21 protein-coding genes are annotated in these 23,807 nt (G+C 71.6%); 14 read left to right on the top strand and 7 right to left on the bottom strand.

Annotated features, from left to right (window positions below; translation table 11 throughout):
- Positions 1-281: 281 nt before the first annotated feature.
- The 3 genes from ACTMSW_RS00005 to ACTMSW_RS00015 all read left to right on the top strand — a co-directional run bounded on the left by ACTMSW_RS00005 (position 282) and on the right by ACTMSW_RS00015 (position 2,062).
- Positions 282-692: an STAS domain-containing protein gene (locus ACTMSW_RS00005; protein WP_441178278.1), complete on the top strand. Its 411-nt coding sequence runs from the start codon at positions 282-284 to the stop codon at positions 690-692.
- Positions 693-804: 112 nt separating this feature from the next.
- A complete protein-coding gene (locus ACTMSW_RS00010; RefSeq protein WP_441178279.1) occupies positions 805-1,062 on the top strand; it encodes a hypothetical protein in 258 nt (85 codons plus the stop codon).
- Between the two features lie 139 nt (positions 1,063-1,201).
- Complete coding sequence (locus ACTMSW_RS00015; RefSeq protein ID WP_441178280.1) at positions 1,202-2,062, top strand: alpha/beta fold hydrolase; 861 nt, start codon at positions 1,202-1,204, stop codon at positions 2,060-2,062.
- Positions 2,063-2,214: 152 nt separating this feature from the next.
- On the opposite strand, the gene ACTMSW_RS00020 is transcribed toward ACTMSW_RS00015, so the two are convergent.
- The 4 genes from ACTMSW_RS00020 to ACTMSW_RS00035 form a co-directional block, all read right to left on the bottom strand.
- Positions 2,215-2,715: a DUF3618 domain-containing protein gene (locus ACTMSW_RS00020; RefSeq protein ID WP_441178281.1), complete on the bottom strand. Its 501-nt coding sequence runs from the start codon at positions 2,713-2,715 to the stop codon at positions 2,215-2,217.
- The gene (locus ACTMSW_RS00025; RefSeq protein WP_441178282.1) at positions 2,712-3,143 is read right to left on the bottom strand and encodes a phage holin family protein; all 432 of its coding nucleotides are present in this window, start codon (positions 3,141-3,143) and stop codon (positions 2,712-2,714) included. The genes ACTMSW_RS00020 and ACTMSW_RS00025 overlap by 4 nt, the downstream gene beginning before the upstream one ends.
- A gap of 72 nt (positions 3,144-3,215) precedes the next feature.
- The gene (locus ACTMSW_RS00030; RefSeq protein ID WP_441178283.1) at positions 3,216-3,473 is read right to left on the bottom strand and encodes a hypothetical protein; all 258 of its coding nucleotides are present in this window, start codon (positions 3,471-3,473) and stop codon (positions 3,216-3,218) included.
- Positions 3,474-3,683: 210 nt separating this feature from the next.
- On the bottom strand, positions 3,684-4,733 hold the full coding sequence (locus ACTMSW_RS00035; RefSeq protein WP_441178284.1) for a fatty acid desaturase family protein: 1,050 nt from the start codon (positions 4,731-4,733) through the stop codon (positions 3,684-3,686).
- Positions 4,734-5,176: 443 nt separating this feature from the next.
- On the opposite strand from ACTMSW_RS00035, the gene ACTMSW_RS00040 reads away from it, so the two are divergent.
- A complete protein-coding gene (locus ACTMSW_RS00040) occupies positions 5,177-5,476 on the top strand; it encodes a hypothetical protein (RefSeq protein WP_441178285.1) in 300 nt (99 codons plus the stop codon).
- Positions 5,477-5,642: 166 nt separating this feature from the next.
- On the opposite strand, the gene ACTMSW_RS00045 is transcribed toward ACTMSW_RS00040, so the two are convergent.
- Both ACTMSW_RS00045 and ACTMSW_RS00050 read right to left on the bottom strand, forming a co-directional pair.
- Entirely contained in the window at positions 5,643-6,065 is a 423-nt protein-coding gene (locus ACTMSW_RS00045) for a hypothetical protein (RefSeq protein ID WP_441178286.1), read from the bottom strand.
- Between the two features lie 154 nt (positions 6,066-6,219).
- The gene (locus ACTMSW_RS00050) at positions 6,220-6,426 is read right to left on the bottom strand and encodes a hypothetical protein (protein WP_441178287.1); all 207 of its coding nucleotides are present in this window, start codon (positions 6,424-6,426) and stop codon (positions 6,220-6,222) included.
- A 149-nt stretch (positions 6,427-6,575) separates the two neighbouring features.
- Here ACTMSW_RS00050 and ACTMSW_RS00055 point away from each other — a divergent pair, with 149 nt between their 5' ends.
- From ACTMSW_RS00055 to ACTMSW_RS00100, 10 genes are all read left to right on the top strand, one after another.
- On the top strand, positions 6,576-7,979 hold the full coding sequence (locus tag ACTMSW_RS00055; RefSeq protein WP_441178288.1) for a serine hydrolase domain-containing protein: 1,404 nt from the start codon (positions 6,576-6,578) through the stop codon (positions 7,977-7,979).
- A gap of 70 nt (positions 7,980-8,049) precedes the next feature.
- Entirely contained in the window at positions 8,050-9,609 is a 1,560-nt protein-coding gene (locus ACTMSW_RS00060; protein WP_441178290.1) for an ABC transporter substrate-binding protein, read from the top strand.
- Positions 9,606-10,643: an ABC transporter permease gene (locus ACTMSW_RS00065; protein WP_441178291.1), complete on the top strand. Its 1,038-nt coding sequence runs from the start codon at positions 9,606-9,608 to the stop codon at positions 10,641-10,643. The genes ACTMSW_RS00060 and ACTMSW_RS00065 overlap by 4 nt, the downstream gene beginning before the upstream one ends.
- 1 nt (position 10,644) lies before the next feature.
- Positions 10,645-12,591, top strand: coding sequence for a dipeptide/oligopeptide/nickel ABC transporter permease/ATP-binding protein (locus ACTMSW_RS00070; protein WP_441178292.1), 1,947 nt, complete (start codon positions 10,645-10,647; stop codon positions 12,589-12,591).
- The gene (locus ACTMSW_RS00075) at positions 12,588-13,337 is read left to right on the top strand and encodes an ABC transporter ATP-binding protein (RefSeq protein ID WP_441178294.1); all 750 of its coding nucleotides are present in this window, start codon (positions 12,588-12,590) and stop codon (positions 13,335-13,337) included. Before ACTMSW_RS00070 ends, ACTMSW_RS00075 begins: the two co-directional genes overlap by 4 nt.
- Positions 13,334-16,633, top strand: coding sequence for a serine hydrolase (locus tag ACTMSW_RS00080; RefSeq protein ID WP_441178295.1), 3,300 nt, complete (start codon positions 13,334-13,336; stop codon positions 16,631-16,633). The genes ACTMSW_RS00075 and ACTMSW_RS00080 overlap by 4 nt, the downstream gene beginning before the upstream one ends.
- 1 nt (position 16,634) lies before the next feature.
- On the top strand, positions 16,635-17,729 hold the full coding sequence (locus tag ACTMSW_RS00085) for a M20/M25/M40 family metallo-hydrolase (RefSeq protein WP_441178296.1): 1,095 nt from the start codon (positions 16,635-16,637) through the stop codon (positions 17,727-17,729).
- 5 nt (positions 17,730-17,734) lie between these two features.
- Positions 17,735-18,625: a GNAT family N-acetyltransferase gene (locus ACTMSW_RS00090; protein WP_441178297.1), complete on the top strand. Its 891-nt coding sequence runs from the start codon at positions 17,735-17,737 to the stop codon at positions 18,623-18,625.
- Positions 18,622-19,728, top strand: coding sequence for an o-succinylbenzoate synthase (gene menC, locus ACTMSW_RS00095; RefSeq protein ID WP_441178298.1), 1,107 nt, complete (start codon positions 18,622-18,624; stop codon positions 19,726-19,728). Before ACTMSW_RS00090 ends, menC begins: the two co-directional genes overlap by 4 nt.
- A gap of 137 nt (positions 19,729-19,865) precedes the next feature.
- A complete protein-coding gene (locus ACTMSW_RS00100; protein ID WP_441178299.1) occupies positions 19,866-21,434 on the top strand; it encodes a PucR family transcriptional regulator in 1,569 nt (522 codons plus the stop codon).
- 776 nt (positions 21,435-22,210) lie between these two features.
- On the opposite strand, the gene ACTMSW_RS00105 is transcribed toward ACTMSW_RS00100, so the two are convergent.
- The gene (locus ACTMSW_RS00105) at positions 22,211-23,524 is read right to left on the bottom strand and encodes a reverse transcriptase family protein (RefSeq protein WP_441178300.1); all 1,314 of its coding nucleotides are present in this window, start codon (positions 23,522-23,524) and stop codon (positions 22,211-22,213) included.
- Between the last annotated feature and the right edge of the window lie 283 nt (positions 23,525-23,807).

Genomic DNA, 23,807 nt, shown 5'->3' on the forward strand with positions numbered 1-23,807 from the left:
TCTGGCTCTTCGAGAAGCTCGGCTGGGCCCACGACGTCCGCTGGCCCGACTCGGCACGCCTCGCCGCCCGCCGCACCAACCCGTGACCGCCCGAGAGCGTCGCCAACCCGGCCCGGGAGACACCTCTAGCCCCGAATCGACGCCAACGCATGGAGACCTCGGTTGCCCCGATCGTCCGGGCGTTCGCGCATCGGGTCATGCGGCGGTAGTGTCGAGCTGCGGCCTTTCGCGGTCGTTGCCCAAGCCCCCGGCATCAGGTGACTCATGCCGAGGTGAGGCTGATGGCCCAGGTGTCCGGTGACCATTTTGTCATCACCGTGCTGACCGCCCCGCGACCTCCTGTCGCCCTGGTGTTCTTGGCGGGTGAGATCGACATGCACGCCGACCCGGCATTGTCGGGCGTGGTCGAGCGGCTGTCCGCCGTGGCGCCGTCCGAGGTCGTCGTGGATCTCGCCGACGTCACCTTCGCCTCTTCGACGCTGCTCAACTTCCTCACCCGGGCGCACGTCGCCCTCCCGGCCGGCGCGGCCCTGGTCGTATGCCGTCCCAGGCACCACACCCGGCGGCTGCTGGAGATGACGAACGTGGGGAAGTTGGTGACGATGCGCGGCGACCTGCCGCCGTCCGGCTACTGGATGCCGCACGGCGCCGCACGACCGGAGGATCTGCCCGTCCTCGGCGGAATCGACTGACCCCACCTTCGGCGACACCCGACTCCGGCCGCGTTCTCCGCCCGGCCCACCGCGCAAACGCGCTGGGTCGACGCGCTTAAGGGTGTCACCGAGGAGGACGTTCCTGGAAGGGATGGAGGGCGCCCGCGCGTACCGGACCACCTCGTTGTCCACCCCGCTCGGCCCCGATTCCACCAGCGAACTCGGTGACACCCTCGGGGTCGACGAGGACGACTACGAACTGGTCGACCTGCGTGTCCCCCTCACCCCCGCGATGGCCGCCCTTCCCGACCGTGAACGCAAGATCCTGATAATGCCCTTCTACGGCAACCTGACCAGGCCCAGATCGCCGAACAGGTCGGCCTCGCCCAGATGCACGTCTCCCGGCTGATCGCCAAGTCTCTGGCCAGCCTGCACCGGCGCTTCGCTGACGAGGTTCGCTGAGCCGGGTGTCCCGCCGGCGGTTCGGCGATCCCGGTCATGAGGTTTCGACGGAGGGGAAGACGATGGCCTTCTTGCGAAGAGCGCTGATGAGCTCGGCAGAGCGGCGGTTGGTGCACGCTGCTCCAGAGCCGGCGCGGGGATTCGTCAGCCACCGGGCCCGGGCCGGTCGGTCGTGGCTGCACGTCCGGGTCCGGGCAGGTGCGGACGAGGGTGGTCCGCCCTGGGTGCTGGTGCACGGCTTGGCGGTGTCGCACCGCTACCTGATGCCCACCGCTGTCGCGTTGACCGGCGGCCCGGTCCACGTACCGGACCTGACCGGCTTCGGGCTGTCACCGAAGCCTCCGCAGGTCCTGGACGCGACGGAGCACGCGACGGTGCTCGCCACCTGGATGGATGCGGAAGGTCTCGCCGGCGCCCGTCTGCTCGCGAACTCGTTCGGCTGCCAGGTCGCGGTCGAGCTGGCGATTCGGCGACCGGATCTGACCGCGGCCCTCGTCCTGGTCGGCCCCACCGCGGACCCTGCGGCGGCGACCGTCGGCGGGCAGGTCCGACGCCTGCTGCGCGACCTGACCGCCGAGGATCCACGCCAGCTCTCCACCCTCGTCGCCGACATCCGGGATGCCGGACCGCGACGGGTGCTGGGCACGCTGCGGCACTGCGTACGCCACCGGATGGAGCAGCGGTTGCCGCTGGTGCGGGCACCCGCCCTGTTCCTCCGCGGAGAGTACGACTCGATCGTGCCGCGGGCCTGGCTGCGTCAAGCCGCGGCGCTGGTGCCCGACGGCTCCTGCGGCGAGGTTCCCCGCGCGGCACACAACGCCGTCACGACAGCCGGCGGTGACGTCGCCGCCCGCGCCTCGGCCTTCTGTCGGCCGCGCGGTACGAGCACCGGACCAGATGCGGTCCGACGCCGACGCGAAACGCCACCCGGGCTGCTTGCGTGGTGACCGGGTGGCGGCGTGGTGCGAGAGGGATCAGCCGTGGCGCGCGGCGCGACTTCCGGCCCCGTGGTGGGCAAGGAACAGGTGTCCGTCGAGCGTGTCCGGCTGGCCAGCCGGGCTGGGGTCGGTGAGATGCCATGTGCGCCGCTGGGATGCAGTCATCGGGACCGACGGCGCCGGTAGGCGACGACCGCGAGGCCAGCCGCGGTTGTGGCGGCGAGAAGCGGTAGAGGTTTGCCGCGAGCCGTGCCACCGATCTTCGTGATCGCCGTTCGAGCGTTGGTGACCAGGGCCGTCTCCACCTCGCCGGTCGTCTGCGCCCTGGCTTTCGCCGCATCGCGGACTCTGGTGGCAGTCTTTCGGACCTTATGGGTGAAAGGCTTGACGCGCTCAGAGGCCTTCCGGCTACCCGTGCCGGCCAGTTGGCCCGTGGTGGCCCTCGCCGACTGTTGAGCCCTGATCAGGCGCTGCCGGAGGTCACCAGCCGCAGTGGCGGCCCTGGTGCGCAGCCCGGTGGCCCTGGCGGTGGCCTTGGCGCGTAGCCGGGTCTTGACGTCGGTCTTGGCAACCAGTGCGGCGACGGTGTCGCCGAGCTGCGCGCGGGTGTGTTGAATGTCCTGCCGGGTCCTGTCGAGGTCACCGCTGTCCGCCGCTGTCATGGCTGCCTCCGGCTCGCCGCACCGCGTACCGTCTCGGCGTCGGCGCGCAGGCTGTCTCGGGTTGCGGTAGGCGTGGCGGGCATGGCCTTGCTGACCTGTTTCTTGCCGCGTTGGGCGGCGATGGCGGCGGCGACGGCAAGGATCACGGTGACGATCAGGGCGGCCAGCGCGTCGGGCATGATCGCAGCCAGCGCCAGGACAATCGTGGCGACGGCGCCGCCGCCGGCGTAGAGACCGAGCGCTGCGCCGCCCCCGAGCAGTCCGGCGCCGACGCCTGCCTGTTTGCCCTTCGCGGTCATCTCCGCCCGCACCAACGTCAACTCGTCTCGCACCAGGCGGGTGACCTGCTCTGTGCCGCGCTGCACCAGCTCGGCCACCGGCGTGTCAGCAGACGCCGCGCCCGAACCGCCCCTGGACCCCTCTGCCATGAATACCCTCATCTCTCTAAGGCCGAGACGGCCACGGCGTCGGACGACCAGGCCGACGCCTCGGGCCGACTGTCAGCCGTGCATGGCCGCCGGCATACCTGACGACGAGCCCGAAGGGGCGTTGATTTTCCCGCCAAGGGGCGGGGCAGCGGCCTCGCCCAGCGGCCCGACGACATGCTCCCCGAGGGGGCCGCGAAGGTCCTCCCCGAACGTGCCCGCGTCGCCGCCGCGGCGGCGCAGGGTCAGCATGCTCACCGCGCCGGTCACCGCCCCTGCCGAGAAGGCAAGGACCAGCGCTTGCCGACTGACGGCGCTTCTCTTGCGTGCCATGGTGACTCCCTGAATCCGACCTGTCTTCATAGTCCTGATTGTCGGACTCAAGCAGTGCAGGTCCGCATCTAATCGGCGGAAATCACGGATCAAGCGTTCGATCCGGGCTTACGCGCCTGAGTGAAGCCCCGTTTCTCCGCGAGCACGTGTAGCCGATCGCGGGGTCCTGCGGAGGCTGGTGCACGGGGGCGGAGGCGCTCGGCGCCTCGTTTACGGAGGCGGCGTGGCGGAGTCCGTTCGTGGTTCGCGGGATCCGACGTCGTGCAGGTGGCGTAGCGCCTCCGCCCAGGAGCGGCCCAGGCTGGTTTCGTGGTAGTCGATGTCGTGCTCGGCGCAGAACCGCCGGATGAGCGGGCGGGCGCGGCGCAGGTTGGGGCACGGCATGCTCGGGAACAGATGGTGTTCGATCTGGTAGTTCAGGCCGCCGAGCACCACGTCGACGGACCGCCCACCCCGGACGTTGCGGGACGTGAGGACCTGCCGCCGGAGGTAGTCGACGGTGTCGTCGGGGCCGAGGATCGGCATGCCCTTGTGGTTCGGGGCGAAGGAGCAGCCGAGGTACAGGCCGAGCACGCCCTGGTTGACGAGGATGAAGGCGACCGCCTGCGCGGGGCTGAGGACCAGGAACACGGCGGCGAGGTAGCCGCCGATGTGCAGGGCCAGCAGTCCGGCTTCGACGGGCCGATGCGCGATCCGGCGCGGGCCGAGGACGGCCCGCACGCTGTTGGCGTGCAGGTGCAGGGCCTCCAGCAGGAGCAGCGGAAAGAACAGGTACGCCTGGTGGCGCGCCACGAGTGCGCCGAAGCCACGCCGGCTGCGCGCCTGGCCGACGGTGAACGACAGGGGCGCCACGGTGATGTCGGGGTCCCTGCCCTCGGTGTTCGGGTGGGCGTGGTGCCGGTTGTGCTTGTCCACCCACCAGCCGTAGCTGAGCCCGGTCACGAGGTTGCCGTGGATGATGCCGATCAGGTCGTTCGCCCGGCGGGAACGGGCGATCTGCCGGTGCCCCGCGTCGTGGCCGATGAATCCGGCCTGCGCGAAGACCACCGCGAGGGCCACCGCGACGCCGAGTTGCCACCACGACTCACCCAACCGGGCGAACAGGATCCACAGTCCGCCTAAGGAACCGGCAACGAGGCCGATCCGCACCGCGTAGTAACCGCGCCGCCGCTCGAGTAGACCCGCCGCGCGGACCTGCCGGGACAGGTCGGCGTAGTCACTGCCCCGTTGACGGTCGGCGTCAAGGCTGATGTCGCTCATCGATAGCTCCCGCTGCTCCCGCGTCAGGTCACGGCCCGCTGGCTGTACTCGCCGAACCCGATGTCACGGTGCGCTCCGTTCCCGCCCGCATTTCCGGCAGACTCGCCTGCCTCGTCGCCTTCAGTCTGACCCGACCGCTGGGCCGCCCGAGGCCGATCGCGGCGATTGCGAGCCAGTGCGACCGAGGCCCGCTCGACGGGGGGATGGAACCCCGCGGGCAGGGGCAACGGATGAACCCTTGTGCCGTGTTTGCGGCGATCGCGGTGGGGGTACTTCACCGGTTGCGCCAGACCGCCGCGCCACGGCGACAATTCGCGGCGCCTCCCGGTGGGTCACCCGGAATCCCGTGATCCGACTCTTTCTCGATCCCCTAGGCATTCGCGCCAGCAGAAGCAGACCCGAGGGTCCCCCCCTGCGCGCACCCCGATAACCAGGAGCTGTCCATGACCTCGTCCCCCGCCTCAACCAACCAGCGCGACATCAACGCCACCGAGCGGCGTCGCGTCCGCGATGAGACGAAGCCGGCCTTCAAAACCACCGAGTTCATCGCCTACGTGGTGATGGTCCTCGGCGTGTTGATCGCCTCCCTCGTGGTCGACGGTAACGGCAACGGCGACAACGGCGCCGGCGGCGACTTCTTCCGCGCCGACCGCGCCTGGCTCTACGTCACCATGCTGACCATCGGCTACATGGTCAGCCGCGGCCTGGCCAAGGCCGGCAGCCGCTCCTCCCACAACGCCTGATCCACCGCACCGCGCCGCCCGGTCACTACGTGTGACCGGGCGGCGCGCGTCGGCAACACCGCCGTTACGCACCGGAGTGTCGCTGGCGACCCGGCCAGGACGAGGGTGGTGGTGCTGTCTCAGCGGCAGGGGCACCACCAGGAGCATCGGACGCCCTGTTCCCCGCCTATGTCCTCCCTGGCCCGGCGCCCATGGATGACCTCGTGCAGCGGATCGCCGGACGTGACCGGGCGTGGGTGACGGCCATCGCCGTTCGTCGGGCTGCCGAGCGGCTCCGCGTGCTCGATGGCCGCCCTCCGCTCTTCGAGGTGCCGCCACCTTTGTTGTCCGGCACCGCCGCGGCGAACGCGATCGCCGCCGGCGTGGCCTGCCGGTCCGGGTTGCACAACACGCTGCCGGCCAGGGCGGCCTGAAACACCCCATCGGTGAACTGCCCACCCAGCCGGACCGCCAGCAACCGCCGGAAGCCTTTGGGTGCCTCGATCAGGCGGCCGTGGTTGGTCCAGCGGTAGTGATAGGGGTATAGCCGGTGGGCGGTGGCGCGTCGGTCGGCGTACCAGGCGAGGTGCTCGATGTTCAGGTCGAGCATCGCCGCCGGGGCGCCGACGGTGTCGATGACCGAGGGGTCAACACGCCACCGAGCAGGTGCCCGCGACCAGGATCCGCCGGGCCGGCACGGCAGGGCGGTCAGGGTGGCCAGCGCCTGCGGTGGTCCGGCGGGCCGGACCGGTTCGAGCGTTCGATCAGTCGCGCCGTGATCGAGGGCTCGCCAGCACCGGCCGCGACTCTTTCGTGTCCAGCCGCAGACCCCGCTCTGCCCAATCGCGCAGCGACTCGTCCCTGCTATGCAGCTCCTCGACCAGCAGGGCAAAGGCCCGTGGTGAGCGGGCGTCGCCGATGAGTTCCAGCAGCCAGCACCGCAGTCCCTGATCGGCCTCCCGGCCAACCATCGCAGGCCAACCGCAGCACCGGCTCGGGCCGATACGCTTCAGCCGCCCCTCGGCACTGCGGCGCGCTTGTGCGAATCGACCAATCCGGCGGCACTTTTTCGTGCTGGGCGACGAACACCGATTCACGTTCGCGCTCCTACGATCCCGCTATGACGACGATCACAGACGTTCAGAAAATCGTGGCGGCCCGCCTTCCCGGCCTGCTTCGCGAGCACCAGGTGCCGGCCGCGGCGTGGGGCATCCTGCACGACGGGCAGATCGTCGACGGGGCAGCGGGGCTGCTCAGCACGACGACCGGGATCGAGGCGACGCCTGATTCGCTCTTCCAGATCGGCTCGATCACCAAGCTCTGGACCGCCACCCTGGTCCTGCAACTGGTCGACGAGGGAAAGGTCGATCTTGACGCGCCGGTGCGCAAGTACCTTCCGGAGTTCCGGCTCGGTGACGAAGCAGCCGCCGCGGTCATCACCACCCGGCAGCTGCTCAACCACACGGCCGGTTTCGAGGGTGACATCTTCACCGACACCGGACAGGGCGACGACTGCGTGGCCAAGTTCGTCGAGACCCTGCACGACCTTCCGCAGCTGTTCGCGCCCGGCGAGCAGTTCTCGTACAACAACGCCGGCTACTGCGTGCTCGGCCGCCTCGTCGAGGTCGTCCGCGAGCTGCCGTACGACGAGTGCCTGCGCCGGCACCTCATCGCGCCGCTGGGCCTGACCCACGTCGCACCCAGCCCGTACGAGGCGATCCTGCACCGGGTCGCGGTCGGCCACCTGGAGCTCGACCCGGGCGCGGGTTACCAGCCGGCGCCGGTCTGGGCGCTCGCCCGCTCGAACGCGCCGGCCGGGGCGATGCTCGCGATGCGTCCCCGCGACCTGCTGGCCTTCGCCCGGATGCACCTCGAGGACGGCCGCGCCGCCGATGGCACGCAGGTGCTCGCCGCGGGCACCGCCGCCCGGATGCGGGAGCGCGAGGTGGACCTGCCCGACATCGGGGTGATGGGCACCTCGTGGGGGCTGGGCTTCGAACGGTTCGACACCCCGGCCGGGACGCTCACCGGGCACGACGGCAGCACCATCGGGCAATCGGCGTTCCTGCGCATGGTCGTCGAGGACGGACTGGCCGTGACGCTGCTGACCAACGGCGGCGACGCGATGCCGCTGTACCAGGAAATCTTCGGTCTCGTGCTGAGCGAACTCGGGCGCATCCCGCTGCCCGAGATGCCCCGCCCGCCCGCACAGCCGGAGCGCGTCGACGCGGGGCGCTTCGTCGGGACGTACTCGTCGCGGGTGGGCGACCTGACGCTCAGCCAGGACCCGGACGGCCGGATCTGGATCGAGGAGACGCCCAAGGGCGAGCTGGCCGAACTGGTCGGGCACGCGGTCCGCAAGGAGCTCGTGCACTACCGCGAGGACTTCCTCATCCCGGTCGAACCCGAGCATGGCATGTACGTGCCGTACGCGTTCGTCGGCGACGACGGCGCCGGCCATGCCCGGTTCCTGCACGTCGGCCGGGCCGTGCGCCGGGCCGGATCCACGGTCGCGCCGGTCTGACCGACCGACCACCCCATCCCTTGAACCCACCCCGTCGAACCGGAGCCGGCAGGCCGGAAGAGGACCCCTCATGAAGCTGACCACCACGTCGAGGATCGCCGGCAGCGCGGCGCTCTGCGCGGCGCTGGCCCTGGCCGGATGCGGCGGCGGATCGGGCTCCGGCTCGCAGACCCAAGGGCAGGTCGTGGACGGCGGTACGTTCACCATGGCCCTGAGCGCGGACCCGGGCAATCTCGACCCGCAGTCCTCGGCGGCCAATGCGCTGTTCACCGTCAACCAGCTCGCATACGACACGCTGGTGGCTATCGACCCGGCCGGCGGCCAGATCCGCTCGCAGCTGGCCGACAAGTGGTCGGCCGCCGGCACCACCGTGAAGCTCACCCTGCGCAAGGGTGTGACGTGCGCGGACGGGACGGCGCTCACCGCCAAGGCGGTCGCCGACAACCTGGCCTACGTCGGTGACCCGAAGAACAAGAGCCCGTTCAGTTCGTTCCTGCCGGCCGGGGCCCGCGCCGCGGCCGACGACGCCACCGGCGAGGTGACCCTGACGCTGGCGACGCCGGCCCCATTCGTGCTCAACGGACTGGCCAACCTGCCGATCGTGTGCCCCGGCGGAATGAGCAACCGCGCGAGCCTGGCCAAGGCCACCGCGGGCACGGGACCGTACCAGCTGACCGAGGCCGTACCCGGCGACCACTACACGTACGCGATCCGCGAGGGCTACACCTGGGGACCCAACGGCGCGTCCACCGCGACGCCCGGCATGCCCGACACCATCACCGTCCGGATCGTCGAGAACCCGGCCACCGCCGCCAACCTGCTGCTGTCCGGCGAACTCAACGCCGCCCAGGTCACCGGCCCGGACGCGCAGCGCCTCGACAAGGCCGGGCTGTTCGCGGCCCGTACCGCCGCGGTGCTCGGCGAGCAGTGGTACAACCAGGCCGAGGGCCGGGCCACCCGCGACCCCGCCGTCCGGCTCGCCCTGACCCAGGCGCTCGACCTGAGCCAGCTGCGGACCGTGCTCGGCGCCGGTCAGGCCACGCCGCCCACCACGCTCGCCGCGATCGAGCCGCTGGCCTGCCCGGGCGGGACGCTCGCCTCCGCTCTGCCGGCCCACGACCCGGCCGCGGCCACGGAAGCGCTGAGGGAGATCGCCGGCAAGACGCTGACCTTCGCCTACTCGACATCCGGAGGCAGCGCCGCCACGGCGGCCGCCGAACTCGCGGTGCAGCAGTGGAAGGCCGCCGGGATCACGGTGACCCCCAAGCCGCAGAGCGGCGAGGCCATCAATCAGACCCTGTTCGGCACCGGTGACTGGGACATCGCCTGGGCGCCGGTGAACGTCAACACCCCGGACCAGATCGTGCCCTTCCTGTCCGGCCCCGGCGTTCCCGACGGCACCAACTTCGCGGGCATCCGCAACAGCGAGTACGAGGCCGCGGCCAAGCGAGCGAGCGCGATGGACGGCGCCGCGGGCTGTCCCGCCTGGCTGCAGGCGGAGACCGCGCTGGTGAAGGCGGCCGACGTGGTGCCGTTCGCCAACCAGCAGGTCGCCACGTACGGCGCCAAGGCCCGCTTCGAGACCCCCGGACAGCTGATCCCGACGAGCATCCGGATGCTCGACCGATGACGGCGGCGCCGGTGCCCGCGCCGGAGATCGGGGCCGCTGCGGAGCAGGAGCCGGTGACCGGGGCGGCCCGGCTCCGGCGGGTCGCCGGCCACCCGTGGTCCCGGTTCGCGCTGCGGCGCGCCGGCCGCCTGCTGGTCTCGCTCTGGGTCCTGGTCACCGCGTCGTTCCTGATGATCCACCTGGTCCCCGGCGACCCGGTCCGCGCGGCCCTCGGCCCGACCGCCCCGGCCGCCCTGGTGGCCGAGCGCCGGGCCGCGCTCGGCCTGGACGACCCGCTGCTCACCCAGTACCTCACCTACGTGAAGGGACTGTTCGGCGGCGATCTCGGGACCTCGATCCTGACCCGGCTGCCGGTCAGCGACGTCGTCGGCCAGCGCCTGCCCGCGACGCTGGCCCTGGCCGCACTGGCGTTCCTGGCCGCTGTGGTGATCGCCGTCCCGGTGGGCGTCGTGATCGGGGTGCTCACCCGGCGCGGCCACGGGCGGCGTACGGAGGCCGCCTTCACCTCCGGGACCATCGTGCTCGGCACCATCCCGGACTTCCTGCTCGGCGTCGGCCTGGTCTACCTGCTGGGCGTCACGCTGCAATGGCTGCCGGTGGCCGGCAACGCCACCCCGGCCGGCTACGTGCTCCCGGTGCTGTCGCTGGCCGTGGGCCCGGCCGCGATCCTCGCCCGCATCCTGCGGGTGGAGATGGTCGCCGTGCTGGACGCCGACTACCTGCGGACGGCGCGGGCCAAGCGCCTGGCGGCCCGATCGCTGTATCTGGGCCACGCCCTGCCGAACGCCGCCACGGCCTCGCTGACGCTGAGCGGCCTGATCCTCGGCTCGATGGTCGCGGGCACCGTCCTGGTCGAGAACGTGTTCGCCTGGCCCGGCCTGGGCACCACGATCGTGCGCTCCATCCTCAGCAAGGACTACCCGCTGGTCCAGGCCATCGTGCTGGTCTACGGCCTCGGCGTGCTGCTGATCAACACCGCTGTCGACGTCGCGCTCGCGCTGATCGACCCGCGGTCGACGATCCGGGAGGACTGAGGTGAACCGCCGTACCGCTCATCGCTGGCTCCGCGTACTGCGCACGCCTGTGGGCCGGACCGCAGCCGTGCTGGTCTCGGTGGTCCTCGTCCTGGCTGTCATCGGGCCGGCGCCGTGGGCCGCCCGCGCAGACGCCGTCGACACCGCGAACATCCTGGCCGGACCGTCCGGGCGGCACTGGGCCGGCACCGACAACCTGGGCCGCGACATCGCGTTCCGGGTGCTCGCGGCAACCCGGCTCTCCGTCGGCCTCGCGCTGTCCGCCACCGCTATCTCCCTGCTGGCCGGACTGCTGCTAGGCGCCGCGCCGTGGCTGCTCGGGCGGCGCCTGGGCCGGCTGGTCACCGGCGCGGTGCAGATCGCGATCGCCTTCCCGAGCCTGTTCCTCGCGCTGTTCTTCGCGGTCGTCTTCGGCGTCGGCGCGACCGGCGCGGTGCTGGCCATCGGGCTGGCCGGGGCGCCGAACTTCGCCCGGCTCGTGCAGACGCTGCTGGCCGGCGTCGCCTCGCGGGACTTCGTCGCCGCCGCGCAGATCGCCGGCGTCGGCCGCTTCCGTATCCTGATCCGCCACCTGCTGCCCAACATCGCCGAGCCGCTGGTGGTCAACGTCACCATGGGTGCCGGGGGAGCACTGCTCGCCTTCGCCGGCCTGTCGTTCCTCGGGCTCGGCGTGCAGCCGCCCGCCTACGACTGGGGTCGGTTGCTCTACGACGGCATTGGCGTGCTCTATCTCAACCCGGCCGCCGCGATCGCGCCGGCGCTGGCTGTGCTCGTCGCCGGCCTGGCCCTCAACCTGCTCGGCGAGTCGGTGGCCAAGGGCTTCGGGATGGACGCCCTGGTCGGTCTGCCCGCCGCAGCGACCCCGTCCCCGGCCGCCCCCGCCGGCACGGCGCCACCCATGGCTGACAGCGCCGATCGCGGCCCGGCGTCCGATGTGGTGCTGGACGTGCGGAATCTGACCGTCAGCTTCCCCGCCGCCGCAGGGGTGATCCGGCCGGTGCGCGGCGTGACGTTCTCGATCGGCCGCGGCGAGGCGGTCGCCGTCGTCGGCGAGTCGGGCTCCGGCAAGTCGCTCACCGCCCTGGCCGTGTCCCGGCTGATCGACGCGGCGGGCCGGGTCGACGCCGACCGCCTGCACCTGCTCGGCACCGACCTGCGCGAGCCCGACTCCGCGGTCCAGCGCCGCCTGCTCGGCAGCTCGCTCGCGATGGTCTTCCAGGACCCGGCCAGCTCCTTCAACCCGACCCAGCGGATCGGCCGCCAGCTCGCGGAGATCTCGCGGCACCACCACGGCCTCGGCCGCCGCGCGGCGTTCACCCGCGCGGTCGATCGACTGCGGGCCGTCCGCATCACCGACCCGGAGCGCCGGGCCCGGCAGTACCCCCACGAGTTCTCCGGCGGCATGCGGCAGCGTGCCATGATCGGTATGGGGCTCATGGGTTCCCCCGCGCTCATCGTCGCCGACGAGCCCACCACGGCCCTTGACGTCACGGTCCAGCGACAGGTGCTCGACCTGCTGACCGCGATCCGCCGCTCGGACGACGTCGCGCTGCTGCTGATCAGCCACGACGTCGCCGTCGTCAGCGAGGTCTGCGACCGGGTGCTGGTCATGTACGCGGGCCGCATCGTCGAAGACCTGCCCACCGACCGGCTGATGACCGGTGCGCTGCACCCGTACACCCGGGCCCTCGCTGCCGTCGTACCCCGGATGGACTCCTCGCGGGAGCGTCCGTTGCCGGTGATCCCGGGACGACCCGTGGACCCGGCCGACGTGCCGCAGGGCTGCGCCTACGCCGCCCGGTGCCCGCTGGCTTCGCCGCGGTGTCGGGCCGAGGATCCGCCGCTGCAACGGCACCCGTCGGGCCACCGGGTGGCCTGCTGGCACGCGCGTCCGGAGCCGGCGCAGGCGGACAGTGTCCGACCGGCCACCTCGGGAGACAGGTCATGAGTGAACTGACCTTCCACAATGTGTCCGTCCGCTACGGGCGGTTGACGGCAGTCGACGACGTGACGCTGAGCGTTCCCACCGGCGGGATCCTGGGTCTGGTGGGTGAGTCCGGCTGCGGCAAGTCGACGCTGGCCCGCGCCGCGGTCGGCCTGGTAGCTCCGGCCGGTGGGCGGATCCTGCTGGACGGCGAGCCGGTCCGGGCCCGCGGCGGGCACCGCCCATTGCAGATGGTGTTCCAGGATCCGTACTCGTCGCTGAATCCCCGGATGACGATCGGCGAGACGATCACCGAGGCGATCCCGCCGGGAATGTCCCGGGCGCAGCGCCGAGCCGAGGTGGGGCGGCTACTGGAGCTGGTACACCTGGACCCCGGCCGGGCTACCGCCTACCCGGGACAGCTCTCCGGCGGGCAGCGCCAGCGCGTGGCGTTCGCCCGGGCCCTCGCCGGCCGCCCACGGGTGGTCATCGCGGACGAGATCACCTCCGCGCTCGACGTGTCGATCCAGGGCGCCGTCCTCAACCTGGTCCGTGAGCTGCAACGCGAGCTCGGCCTTTCGATCCTGTTCATCTCACACAACCTGGCCGTCGTGCGGTACCTCGCCGACCACGTGGCGATCATGCACCGCGGTCGCGTGGTGGAGCAGGGCCCGGCCGCCGAGGTGCTGGCCGACCCTCGCCACGACTACACCAAGGCGCTGCTCGACGCCGTACCTGGCCACCGCCTCACCACAAGGAGCGTCCCATGACCCGACCGATGCTTATCGACGATCTTCTCACCCTGGCGGTGCCCGCCGAGCCGGCCCTGGCACCGGACGGCACGCACGTCGTGTACGCGCTGCGTACCCAGGACGCGGCGGGCGACCGTACCGTGACCGAGTTGTGGATCGTGCCCACCGACAGCGGGAGCGCCCGCCGCCTGACCGCCGGACCGGCCGACACCACCCCGGTGTGGAGCCCGGACGGCACCCGGCTCGCGTTTCTGCGGGACGGCCGGCTCGCGGTGCTGCCGATGGCCGGCGGCGAGGTCCGGGTGCTTGCGGACCTGCCGAAGCCGGCGGGCCCGCCGGCGTGGAGCCCCGACGGTGCCCGGCTGGCCTACACTGCCCTGGTCCGGCCGCCGGCCCCGGCACACGCGCCGCTGGTCGCCGACCGACTGGACTACCAGGCCGACGGTGCCGGCCTGATCGGCGCCGCCCGACGGCAGGTGCACGTCGTCGACCTCGCCACCCTCGACTGCCGTGTGCTGACCGATGGCCCGCATGATGCCGGCGTACCCGCCTGGTCGCCGGACGGCACCGACATAGCCTTCGTGCGCGCCCTCGGTGACGACAGCGACCTGCGATACCGCTCCGCCGTGCACCTGCTCGCGGTCGACGACCGCCACGCCGCCCCGCGGGTGGTCGGACCGGCCGGCGGCGTCGCCCGCACCGCCGTTTTCACCGCCGACGGCACCGCCCTGCTGGTGGTCGGCTGGCCGGCGGATCCGATCGGCCACGCCCGGCTGCTGCGGGTGCCGCTCGACGGCTCAAAGCCGATCGATCTGGCGGACACACTCGACCGCAATGTCATGCCGGGCGGCCTCGCCTATCCGGGCGGTCTGCCGCACGAACACGACGGACGCGTGCTGTTCTGCATCCGCGAGCAGGGCTGCACGCATCTGTGGTCGGTGGCGTCCGATGGCACAGACCCGCGGCCGGTGGTCGCCGGCCGGGGTCGTGTCGTCGACGGCCTCAGTGTCCGGCGAAACCTCGCCGTGTTCGTGCTGTCCACGGCGGACTCCTTCGGCGAGATCGCTGTCGTGGACCTGGGAGACGACGGCGAGCGCGTGCTGACCGGGCACGGTGTGGACGTCGCTCTCGTCCCGCGCGAAGAGCGTTCCTTCACGATCTCGGACGGCCGCAGCGTACAGGCGTGGCTGATCTGCGACGGCGACGCGCCGCGACCACGGCCACTGCTGCTCGACATCCACGGGGGACCGCACAACGCCTGGAACGGCGCGGCCGACGAGGTTCACCTCTACCACCAGGAACTCGCCCGCCGCGGCTGGGCGGTGCTGCTGGTCAACCCGCGCGGCAGCGACGGCTACGGCGAGGCCTTCTACGAAGCTGTCAACGGCGCCTGGGGCGTCGCCGACGCCGCCGACCTGCTGGAGCCGATCGACGCCCTGGTCGCCGAGGGCATCGCCGACCCGAAGCGGCTGGCCGTCACCGGATACAGCTACGGCGGCTACATGACCTGCTGGCTGACCGGGCGCGACGACCGGTTCGTGGCCGCGGTCGCCGGCGGCACGGTGGCCGACATGGTCAGCATGGCCGGCACCTGCGACGACGGGCAATTCATGAGCGCCTACGAGCTGGGCGGCCCGCCCTGGCAGGACCCCGAACGCTACGCCGACATGTCACCGCTCTCCCGCGTCGCCGACGTTCGCACCCCCACCCTGCTGCTGCACGGCGCCGACGACCTCACCTGCCCGGCCGGTCAGGCCCAGCAGTGGCACACCGCGTTGCGCCAGCAGGGTGTACCCACCCGGCTGGTGCTCTACCCGGACGCCTCGCACGCGTTCATCGTGGCCGGGCGGCCGTCCCAGCGCATCGACTACAACCGCCGCGTCGTCGACTGGCTGGAGCAGCACACCCGCCGCGGCGGCCGGACGCCCCTGGACGCCGCCCACTGGCAGCGGCGCCTCACCGAACTGGCCGAGCGCCACGGCGTGCCCGGCGCCCAGCTCGGCATTCTGCGGCTGGCCGCCGACCCGCAAGCCCCGGACGAGCGGATCGAGGTCTGCGCCGGGGTGCTCGACGTCGGCAGTGGCCGGCCGGTGACGCCCGATGCCCTGTTCCAGATCGGCTCGATCACCAAGGTGTGGACCGCGACGGCCATCATGCAGCTGGTCGACGAGGGCAAGCTCGACCTGGACACCCCGGTGAGTGACGTGCTGCCCGGCTTTCAGCTCGCCGACCCCGGCGTTGCGGCCCGCGTCACCGTCCGCCACCTGCTCATCCACACCAGCGGCATCGACGGCGACGTCTTCACCGACACCGGGCGCGGCGACGACTGCCTGCAGCGTTACCTGGGTCTGCTCACCGAGCAGACCCAGAACCACCCGCTCGGCGCCACCTGGTCCTACTGCAACGCCGGCTACAGCGTGCTCGGCCGCATCCTCGAGGAGATCACCGGCCGCACGTGGGACCAGGTGATGCGAGAGCAGCTGTTCACCCCCCTCGGCCTGACCGCGACGGCCACCCTGCCGGAGGAGGTGCTGCTGCACCCGGCCGCCGGCGGCCACGTCGAACACGAGGGACAGATCGCCGCCGCGCCCGTCTGGCACCTGCCCCGCTCGGTCGGGCCCGCGGGCCTGATCAGCGCGAACGCCGCTGACGTGCTCACCTTCGCACGGCTGCACCTGACCGGCGGCCGCACCGACGGCGGCGAGCAACTGATCGCCGAGGAGACGACTGCGGCCATGGCCGAGCATCAGGTCGAGCTGCCCGACAAACTCTCGCTCGGCGACTCATGGGGACTGGGCTGGATCCGCCTCGGCTGGGACGGCCACCGGCTCATCGGGCACGACGGCAACACCATCGGCCACGCCGCCTTCCTGCGCCTGCTGCCCGAGCAGGGGCTGGCGGTCACGCTGCTGACCAACAAGGAGAGCGCCCGCGAGCTGTACCAGGACCTGTTCACCGAAATCTTCGCCGAACTGGCCGGGGTGGCCATGCCGGCCCCGATCACCCCGCCGGACGAACCCGTCGACATGGACGTCACCCCCTACGTCGGTACCTACGAGCGGGAATCGGTGCGTATCGAGGTGCTGGCCGGGGACGACGGCGAGCCGCCGCGGATGCGGACGACGCTCAGCGGGCCGCTGGCCGCGTACGAGTCGGATCCGGTCTGGGTGCAGCCACTGGTGCCGGTCGGTCCCGCCCTGTTCCTGACCGTGCCCGCCCAGAGCAAGAGCTGGTACCCGGTCACGTTCTACGAACTCGACTCCGGCGAACGGTACCTCCACTACGGTGCCCGAGCCACCCCGCGGGTGAACTGAGATGCTGGCATCCCTGCTGGCCGACACCCGGGCCCTGATCGAGTGCGAGTCGCCGTCGAGCGACCTCGACGCCGTCGCCCGCAGCGCCGAGGTGGTGGCCCGGGTCGGCGCCGCACGCCTGGGCACACCCCCCGAACGGATCGTGCTCGACGGCCGTACCCATCTGCGCTGGCGGTTCGGCACCGGGCCGGTGCGGGCGCTCGTCGTAGGCCATCACGACACCGTCTGGCCGGTCGGGACGCTCGCCGCCATCCCGTACCGCCTCGAAGCGGGAGTCCTGCGCGGACCCGGCTGCCTGGACATGAAGACCGGGCTGGCGATGGCCTTCCACGCGATCGCCGCGCTGCCACACCGCGACGGCATCACCCTGCTCGTGACCGGCGACGAGGAACTGGGCTCGCCCAGCTCCCGTCCGCTCATCGAGACCGAGGCGCGGGCGGCCGCCGCAGCCCTGGTGCTTGAGGCGGCGACCGACGGGGGAGGGTTGAAAACCGAACGCAAGGGTGTCTCGCTCTACGAGCTGATCGTCTCCGGTCGCGCCGCCCACGCCGGATTGGCACCAGAACAGGGCGTCAACGCAACTATCGAACTGGCCTACCAGGTGTTGCGTATCGGGGCGCTCACAGACCCGGAAGCAGGTACAACCGTGACACCGACGCTCTCCCGCGCGGGCACGACGACCAACACCGTGCCGGCCACCGCCCGGGTCGCGGTGGACGTCCGGACACGGTCTCTGATCGAACAGCGCCGCATCGACGACGCGATGCGGGCCCTGACGGCCGTTCTGCCCGGCGCCGTCCTCGAGGTCACCGGCGGCCCGAACCGCGCCCCGCTGGAGGCCCGCGCTTCGGCGGCGCTGTTCGCACGGGCGCAGACGCTGGCGAACTCACTCGGTCTGCCGCCGCTGACCGCCACCGCGGTCGGCGGTGCCTCCGACGGCAACCTGACCGCCGGGACGGGCACGCCGACCCTGGACGGACTCGGCGCAGTCGGGGGCGGCGCCCACGCCGACGACGAGCACGTCCTGCTGGAGTTCCTCCCCGGCCGCACCGCGCTGCTCGGCGCGTTGCTGGCCGAACTGACAGGAGCCCGATGACCAGGATGAGCAGGTCCGAGAACCGGGGCGGCCCGCGGACCAGCGCGACAGTGAACCAGCTGGACGAAGCCGTCGCCCAAGCGCAGGCCGCCGCCGCGGCAGCCGGGGTCGGCGTACGCGAGCTGAACGACGTCAGCGACCTCGATCACGCGGTGCGGCTCCTGGCCGAGATCTGGGGCCGCGACGCCAACCCGCCGATGAGCCGCGAACTGCTGCGCGCCTTCGGTAAAGCGGGTAACTACGTCAGCGGCGCCTTCGTGGGCGACCGGCTGGTCGGGGCGTGCGTCGGCTTCTTCCACGCCCCGTCGGAGGACGCCCTGCACAGCCACATCGCCGGGGTCTCGACCGAGATGACCGGGCGCGCGGTCGGCTTCGCTCTCAAGCTGCATCAGCGGGCATGGGCGATGAGCCGCGGCGTCGACCGGGTTGCGTGGACGTTCGACCCGCTGGTGGCCCGCAACGCCTACTTCAACATCGTCAAGCTGGCCGCCCGCCCGATGGAGTACATGCCGAACTTCTACGGCCCCATGCTCGACATCCTCAACGGCGACGAGGACTCCGATCGGCTGCTCGTCCGATGGTCGTTGCGCGACCCGGCCGTCGCCGAGGCGTGCGGCCGGCTGGGGGATCACCGGCCTGATCCGTTCCCCGCCGCCGGTGCGGTCGTGGCCGTCGGCACGGCGGCGGATGGCTCACCCGAGCCCGGCCGCCTCGACGGCACGATCAACCTGGTGGCCGTCCCGCGTGACATCACCGCGCTGCGTGCCTCGGACCCGGCCCTGGCCGTGCGCTGGCGGCACGCGGTGCGCAACGCGATGACAGCCTTGCTGACCCAGGGCGCCACTGTCGCCGGCTTCGACCGGACCCGAGGCTACGTACTGCGGAAGGAACCATGAAACTGACCGGCTGTGAACTGCGGTGGCTCACCATGCCCCTGCTCGGCCCGTTCCGTACCTCGTTCGGCACGGTGACCAACCGCGAGATCCTGCTCGTGCGGGCGGTAACCGAGGACGCCGAGGGTTGGGGCGAGTGCGTGGCGATGTCCGCCCCGATGTACTCCGCCGAGTACACCGAGGCGGCCGCCGGCGTGCTCCGCGACCACCTGATCCCGGCCCTCGCCGCCGCCGCGCCGGCCACCGCCCTGGCCGTCGGCCCGGCCCTGGCCCAGATCAAGGGCCACCGGATGGCCAAAGCGGCCCTGGAGACCGCCGTGCTCGATGCCGAGCTGCGCGCTGAGGGCCGTTCGTTCGGCCGGGAGCTCGGCGCCGTGCGCGACCGGGTCGCCTGCGGTGTCTCGGTCGGCATCATGGACAGCATCCCGGCGCTGCTCGACGCGGTCGACGGTTACCTGGCCGAGGGATACCTGCGCATCAAGCTGAAGATCGAGCCTGGCTGGGACATCGAGCCGGTGCGCGCCGTCCGGGAGCGCTTCGGTGACCAGGTGCTGTTGCAGGCTGACGCGAACACCGCCTACTCGCTGTCCGACGCCCGGCATCTGGCCCAGCTCGACCCATTCGACCTGCTGCTGATCGAGCAGCCGCTGGACGAGGAGGACGTGCTCGGTCACGCCGACCTGGCCCGGCTCATCCGTACCCCGATCTGCCTCGACGAGTCGATCACCTCGGCGGCCTCCGCCGCGGCCGCCGTCCGGCTCGGCGCCTGCCAGATCGTCAACATCAAACCTGGTCGGGTCGGCGGATACCTCGAGGCCCGGCGCATCCACGACGTGTGCGCCGCGCAAAACGTACCGGTCTGGTGCGGCGGCATGCTGGAGACCGGACTCGGCCGGGCCGCCAACGTGGCGTTGGCCGCTCTGCCCGGCTTCACGCTCCCCGGGGACACGTCCGCGTCCGGGCGCTACTACGCAGCCGACATCACCGAGCCGTTCGTGCTCGACCAGGGACATCTGCCCGTGCCGACCGGCCCCGGCCTCGGCGTGACCCCCGATCCCACCCGGCTGGCCGAGGTCACCACCCGCGTCGAGTGGATCTCGATGTGAGCGTTGACCACGCGTAGACTGCGGCCCCTATCGTCAGGACGACGCTCCGGGACAAGGGAGTGCCCATCGCCACGAACCCCCCCTCCTCGGCACGCCTCCGAGCCAGCCTCGGCCGCCTGCTTGACCACCTCGGCTCCATGCTCCTCGAGCTCGTGCACGGCGACCCCGAGCACGCCGAGCCGGTCGGCCCGGTGGTCATCCACGACCCGGAGGACAGCCCGGTCCTTCCTCCGCACGCCCTTGTTCTCGGCGTCGGCGTCAGCGATCCGGCCGCCATCAGCGCGCTCGTCGCCGAGATCGGCGCGCAGGACGCCGTCGCGCTGATCCTGCGCTCGCCGGTCCCGGTGTCGCCGGAGGTGCGGGCCGCCGCCGACGAGGCCGGGGTCGTCCTGCTCGGATTGCGCCGCGGAGCCCCGTGGGCGCATCTGGTCGCGATGCTGCGCTCTCTGCTCGCCGAGGGCGAGGTCGGCGTGGCCCAGTCCGAGTCGCTGCTCGGGCTGCCCTCCGGCGACCTGTTCGCGGTAGCCAACGCGATCGCCGCGCTCATCGACGCTCCGATCACCATCGAGGACCTCAGCTCGCGCGTGCTCGCGTTCTCCGGGCGGCAGGAGGAAGCCGACCCGCCGCGGGTCGAAACGATCCTCGGCCGCCATGTGCCAGAACGCTACCAACAGGTCCTCACCGAACGCGGCGTGTTCCGCGACCTGCTGCGGACAGACCAGCCCGTGCGCATCGACCCCATGGGCGACGGCCGGCACGGCTTCTCCCTGCCCCGCCTGGCCGTCGCGGTGCGGGCCGGCGACGAGGTGCTCGGTTCCATCTGGGCGGTGACCCCGCACGGGCTCACCGAGGAACGCGCCGAAGCCTTCCGCGACGCCGCGAAACTTGTGGCGCTGCATTTGCTGCGGCTGCGGGCTGGCACCGACGTCCAGCGCCGGCTACGGATCGACCTGCTCAGCTCCGCCCTGGAGGGTGGCGCGGGCGCCCAGGCCGCGATGGAACGGCTCGGTCTGGCCGGACAGCCGGTGCTGCTGCTCGGCGCCACGCTCTCGCAGAGCGGCGAGCAGCGGCCCGACGACCCCGCCTTCCTCCAGGAGCGCCAGCGCCTCAGCGACGCCTTCGCGGTCTACCTGCATGCGGTTCAGCCGCGCAGCACGGCGGCGCTGGTCGGCGGCATCGCGTACGGGCTGCTTCCGACCGTCGCCGGGGTCGACGAGGCCGAGGCCCGGGGGCAGCGCCTGGCAGCCGAGTTCCTCGACCGGGTCGGTGACCGGCACCGGCCGGTGGTCGGCGTCGGCCCGGTAGCCCGGGACATCAGCGAGCTGTTGCACGCCCGCGCCAGCGTCGACCGCACCCTGAGAGTGCTGGCCCAGACCCGCGGGGAACGGCGTACGGCCGGTATCGACGACGTCTACGTCGAGTCCCTGCTGCTGGAGCTGCGGGATCTGGCTGCCATGCGTGGCGACCGGCCGACCGGCGGGATCCGCCGGCTCATCGAGTACGACCGCAAACACGGCAGTCAGCTGGTTGCCACCCTGACCGCGTGGCTGGACCACTACGGCGACGTCGTGGCCGCAGCCCAGGCGTCGTACGTACACCCGAACACATTCCGCTACCGGTTGCGACGTCTGGCCGAGGTCGGAGAGATGGACCTGGGCGACCCGGACGAGCGCTTCGCGGCGATGCTCCAGCTGCGGCTCAGGTGAAGGGTGAGGCACGTCTCCGCCTACCGCGACATCACACCACTTGAAGGCTGTCAGGCGGCTGCATTGGGCCTACCCCGTACTGACGGGACATCTAATTTCCCCCCGCTTCGACGGAGCGGTGGTTACCTCTTTCCGGCCGGGGCGGGGATGAGGTTATGGACCACATGCCATGAGGTTGATGCCGCACTAATTTCGGCATGTGCGGACGCTTGAGGAACCGTCATGGTCAGAATCGCGGCGGGTCCGAGCGACCCGGGGGTGAGCGCTCCCTGGTCTCCGGTGGAGGCGCGTACGGTAGGTAGGCGGACGGAGAGCGGTGATCTTCGATGATGCGCGCGGTGTGTGCTCTCCAGCGGATGTCAACCGGGGTGAACCGGTGCCAACGCCTGTCACTGCGGCCGACCGCCGGTCGCGAACCAGGGCTCGTGTGCTCGAGCTGTGGTCCTGGGCTGGGAGAACGGCGGTCCGGGAAACGTGGGTGAACGTGGGCCACTCCCTGCCACCCCAGGTGAACCCCAGGTCGCTAGACTAGGCCCTCGCGCCCTCGTAGCTCAGGGGATAGAGCATCGGTTTCCTAAGACGATGCTCTATCTGTATCCAGAGGCTCACTACCTGCGGGTTCCTATTAGGTATTCATATTAGTGGGTAGCACACGGGCGTTGCTGTGCTCGCTTGCCGAAGATCAGCAGAGTGGGCGGAAGTCCTGCTCAGGCCCTGCTTCGGTCGGTTCGACGCGTCCTCACCAAGATCCGGCGAAGTTGCCGCGCCGCGTCAGTTTACGGTGCCGCGAGTGCGTGGGCCAGCAGCGTGGCGAGTTTGGCTGCGCGTGCCGGGTGGTGATGACCGACCCAGGTAACTCGTCCGATGAGGTATTGGGCGAAGTCGGGGTGACCGGTCCGGTTCTGCATGGCGAGGCCGGTGCGGGCGGCGTTGTGGAGGATGGCGCGGAGCTGGTCGTACTCGTCGCGTGGTGTTGCGGAGTGGTGGTTGACGACGAGTCCGGCGAGGAGTTGCCGGTCGGCCCGACCACGGACGCGGGTCTTACCTGTGTGGACTCGGAAGTCCTCATCGCGGGCGATGTCGGTGACGGCTGCGATCAGGTGGTCGACGCGTTGGGTGGTGAGGTCGCCGGAGAAGGCGAGGTCGTCGGCGTACCGGCTGTAGGTGATCTCGAAGGCGCCGGCGAGGCCGGTGAGGCGGCGGTCGAGTCGGTAGGCGCACAGGTTGGCCAGTGCGGGTGAGGTCGGCGCTCCTTGGGGCAGGTGGCCGGTACGCAGCGCGGTGAGCCGGGCCGCCCGGTGCGGTAGGTCGGTGGGTGCGCGGCGCAGGACGGGGTGCGGGGTGCGGGTGGTGCAGAGTCCGGTGAGAGTGTGGGCGACGGGCTCGGGGTAGCCGGCGGTGCGGAAGAGGCCGTGGACGCGGGTGGCGGGAATGTGGGTGAAGAAGGCGAGCAGGTCGATCCGGACGACGACCGGCTGTGCGGCGTGGATGGCGGCGAAGGTGTGCGCGGAGCGGCCGGGTACGAAGCCGTGGGCGGCGGGGTGGACCGGGATGGGCCCGAGGACCTCGGTGAGGAGGCGGCGTTGCAGGGCGCGGAGCCGCGACTTGGGCGCCTCGATCAGGCGGCCCTGGTCGGTCCACCGGTAGTGGTAGTGGTGCAGCCGGTGAGCGGTGGCGCGTCGGTTCAGGGAGCGTCGGTCGGCGTACCAGTCGAGGTGTTCGACGCTCAGGTCAAGCATCGCGGCCAGGTCGTCGACGGTGTCGATGACGGGGGTGTGCCAGGGGCGGCGGACGGTGCGGGTCGGTGCCACGGGCCGCGTACGGATGACGATCGGCCGCTGCTGCTGGCGGGCGGCGGCGATCGCCGCGCCCAGCTGGTCGAGGGTGCTCAGGAACGTGGCCAGCTCGCGTGGCCGGTCGGTGGGTGGGTGCGGGTAGGCGGCCAGCACCGCGTCGGCGACCGGCCACAGCCACCGCCGCCGTACCCCGAGGACGAGCCCACCTTGGTGGACGAGGTCGGTGCGGCGCCAGCCGTCGCCGGCGAGGAACGCGTCGGCGAGCGCGGTGGCGAGGGCGTGGATGGTGGTCACGACTGGGCCGGTGGTGGCAGCGTGTCCCGACGATGCCCGGTCGTGCGGGTGCACAGGCTCGCGGAGCGTGCCGACGCACCTGTGGTGTGGTGCCGAGGTGAGTATCGCGTCCCCGGGGTTGCCCCGGAGAGACCGTGACCGGACCCCGCGTGGGGGACCGGCCTGGTCAGCTCGGGACACGCTGCCATGGGAGCAGCGTAGAGAACGGAGACCGTCATCGGTGTCCGCGTTGCGTGTGGCGCGGTGGAGAGAACCGTTTCGCCGAGTGATGCGTCCTAACCTT

The organism is Micromonospora sp. BQ11 (assembly GCF_052068135.1).
GTDB lineage: Bacteria > Actinomycetota > Actinomycetes > Mycobacteriales > Micromonosporaceae > Micromonospora.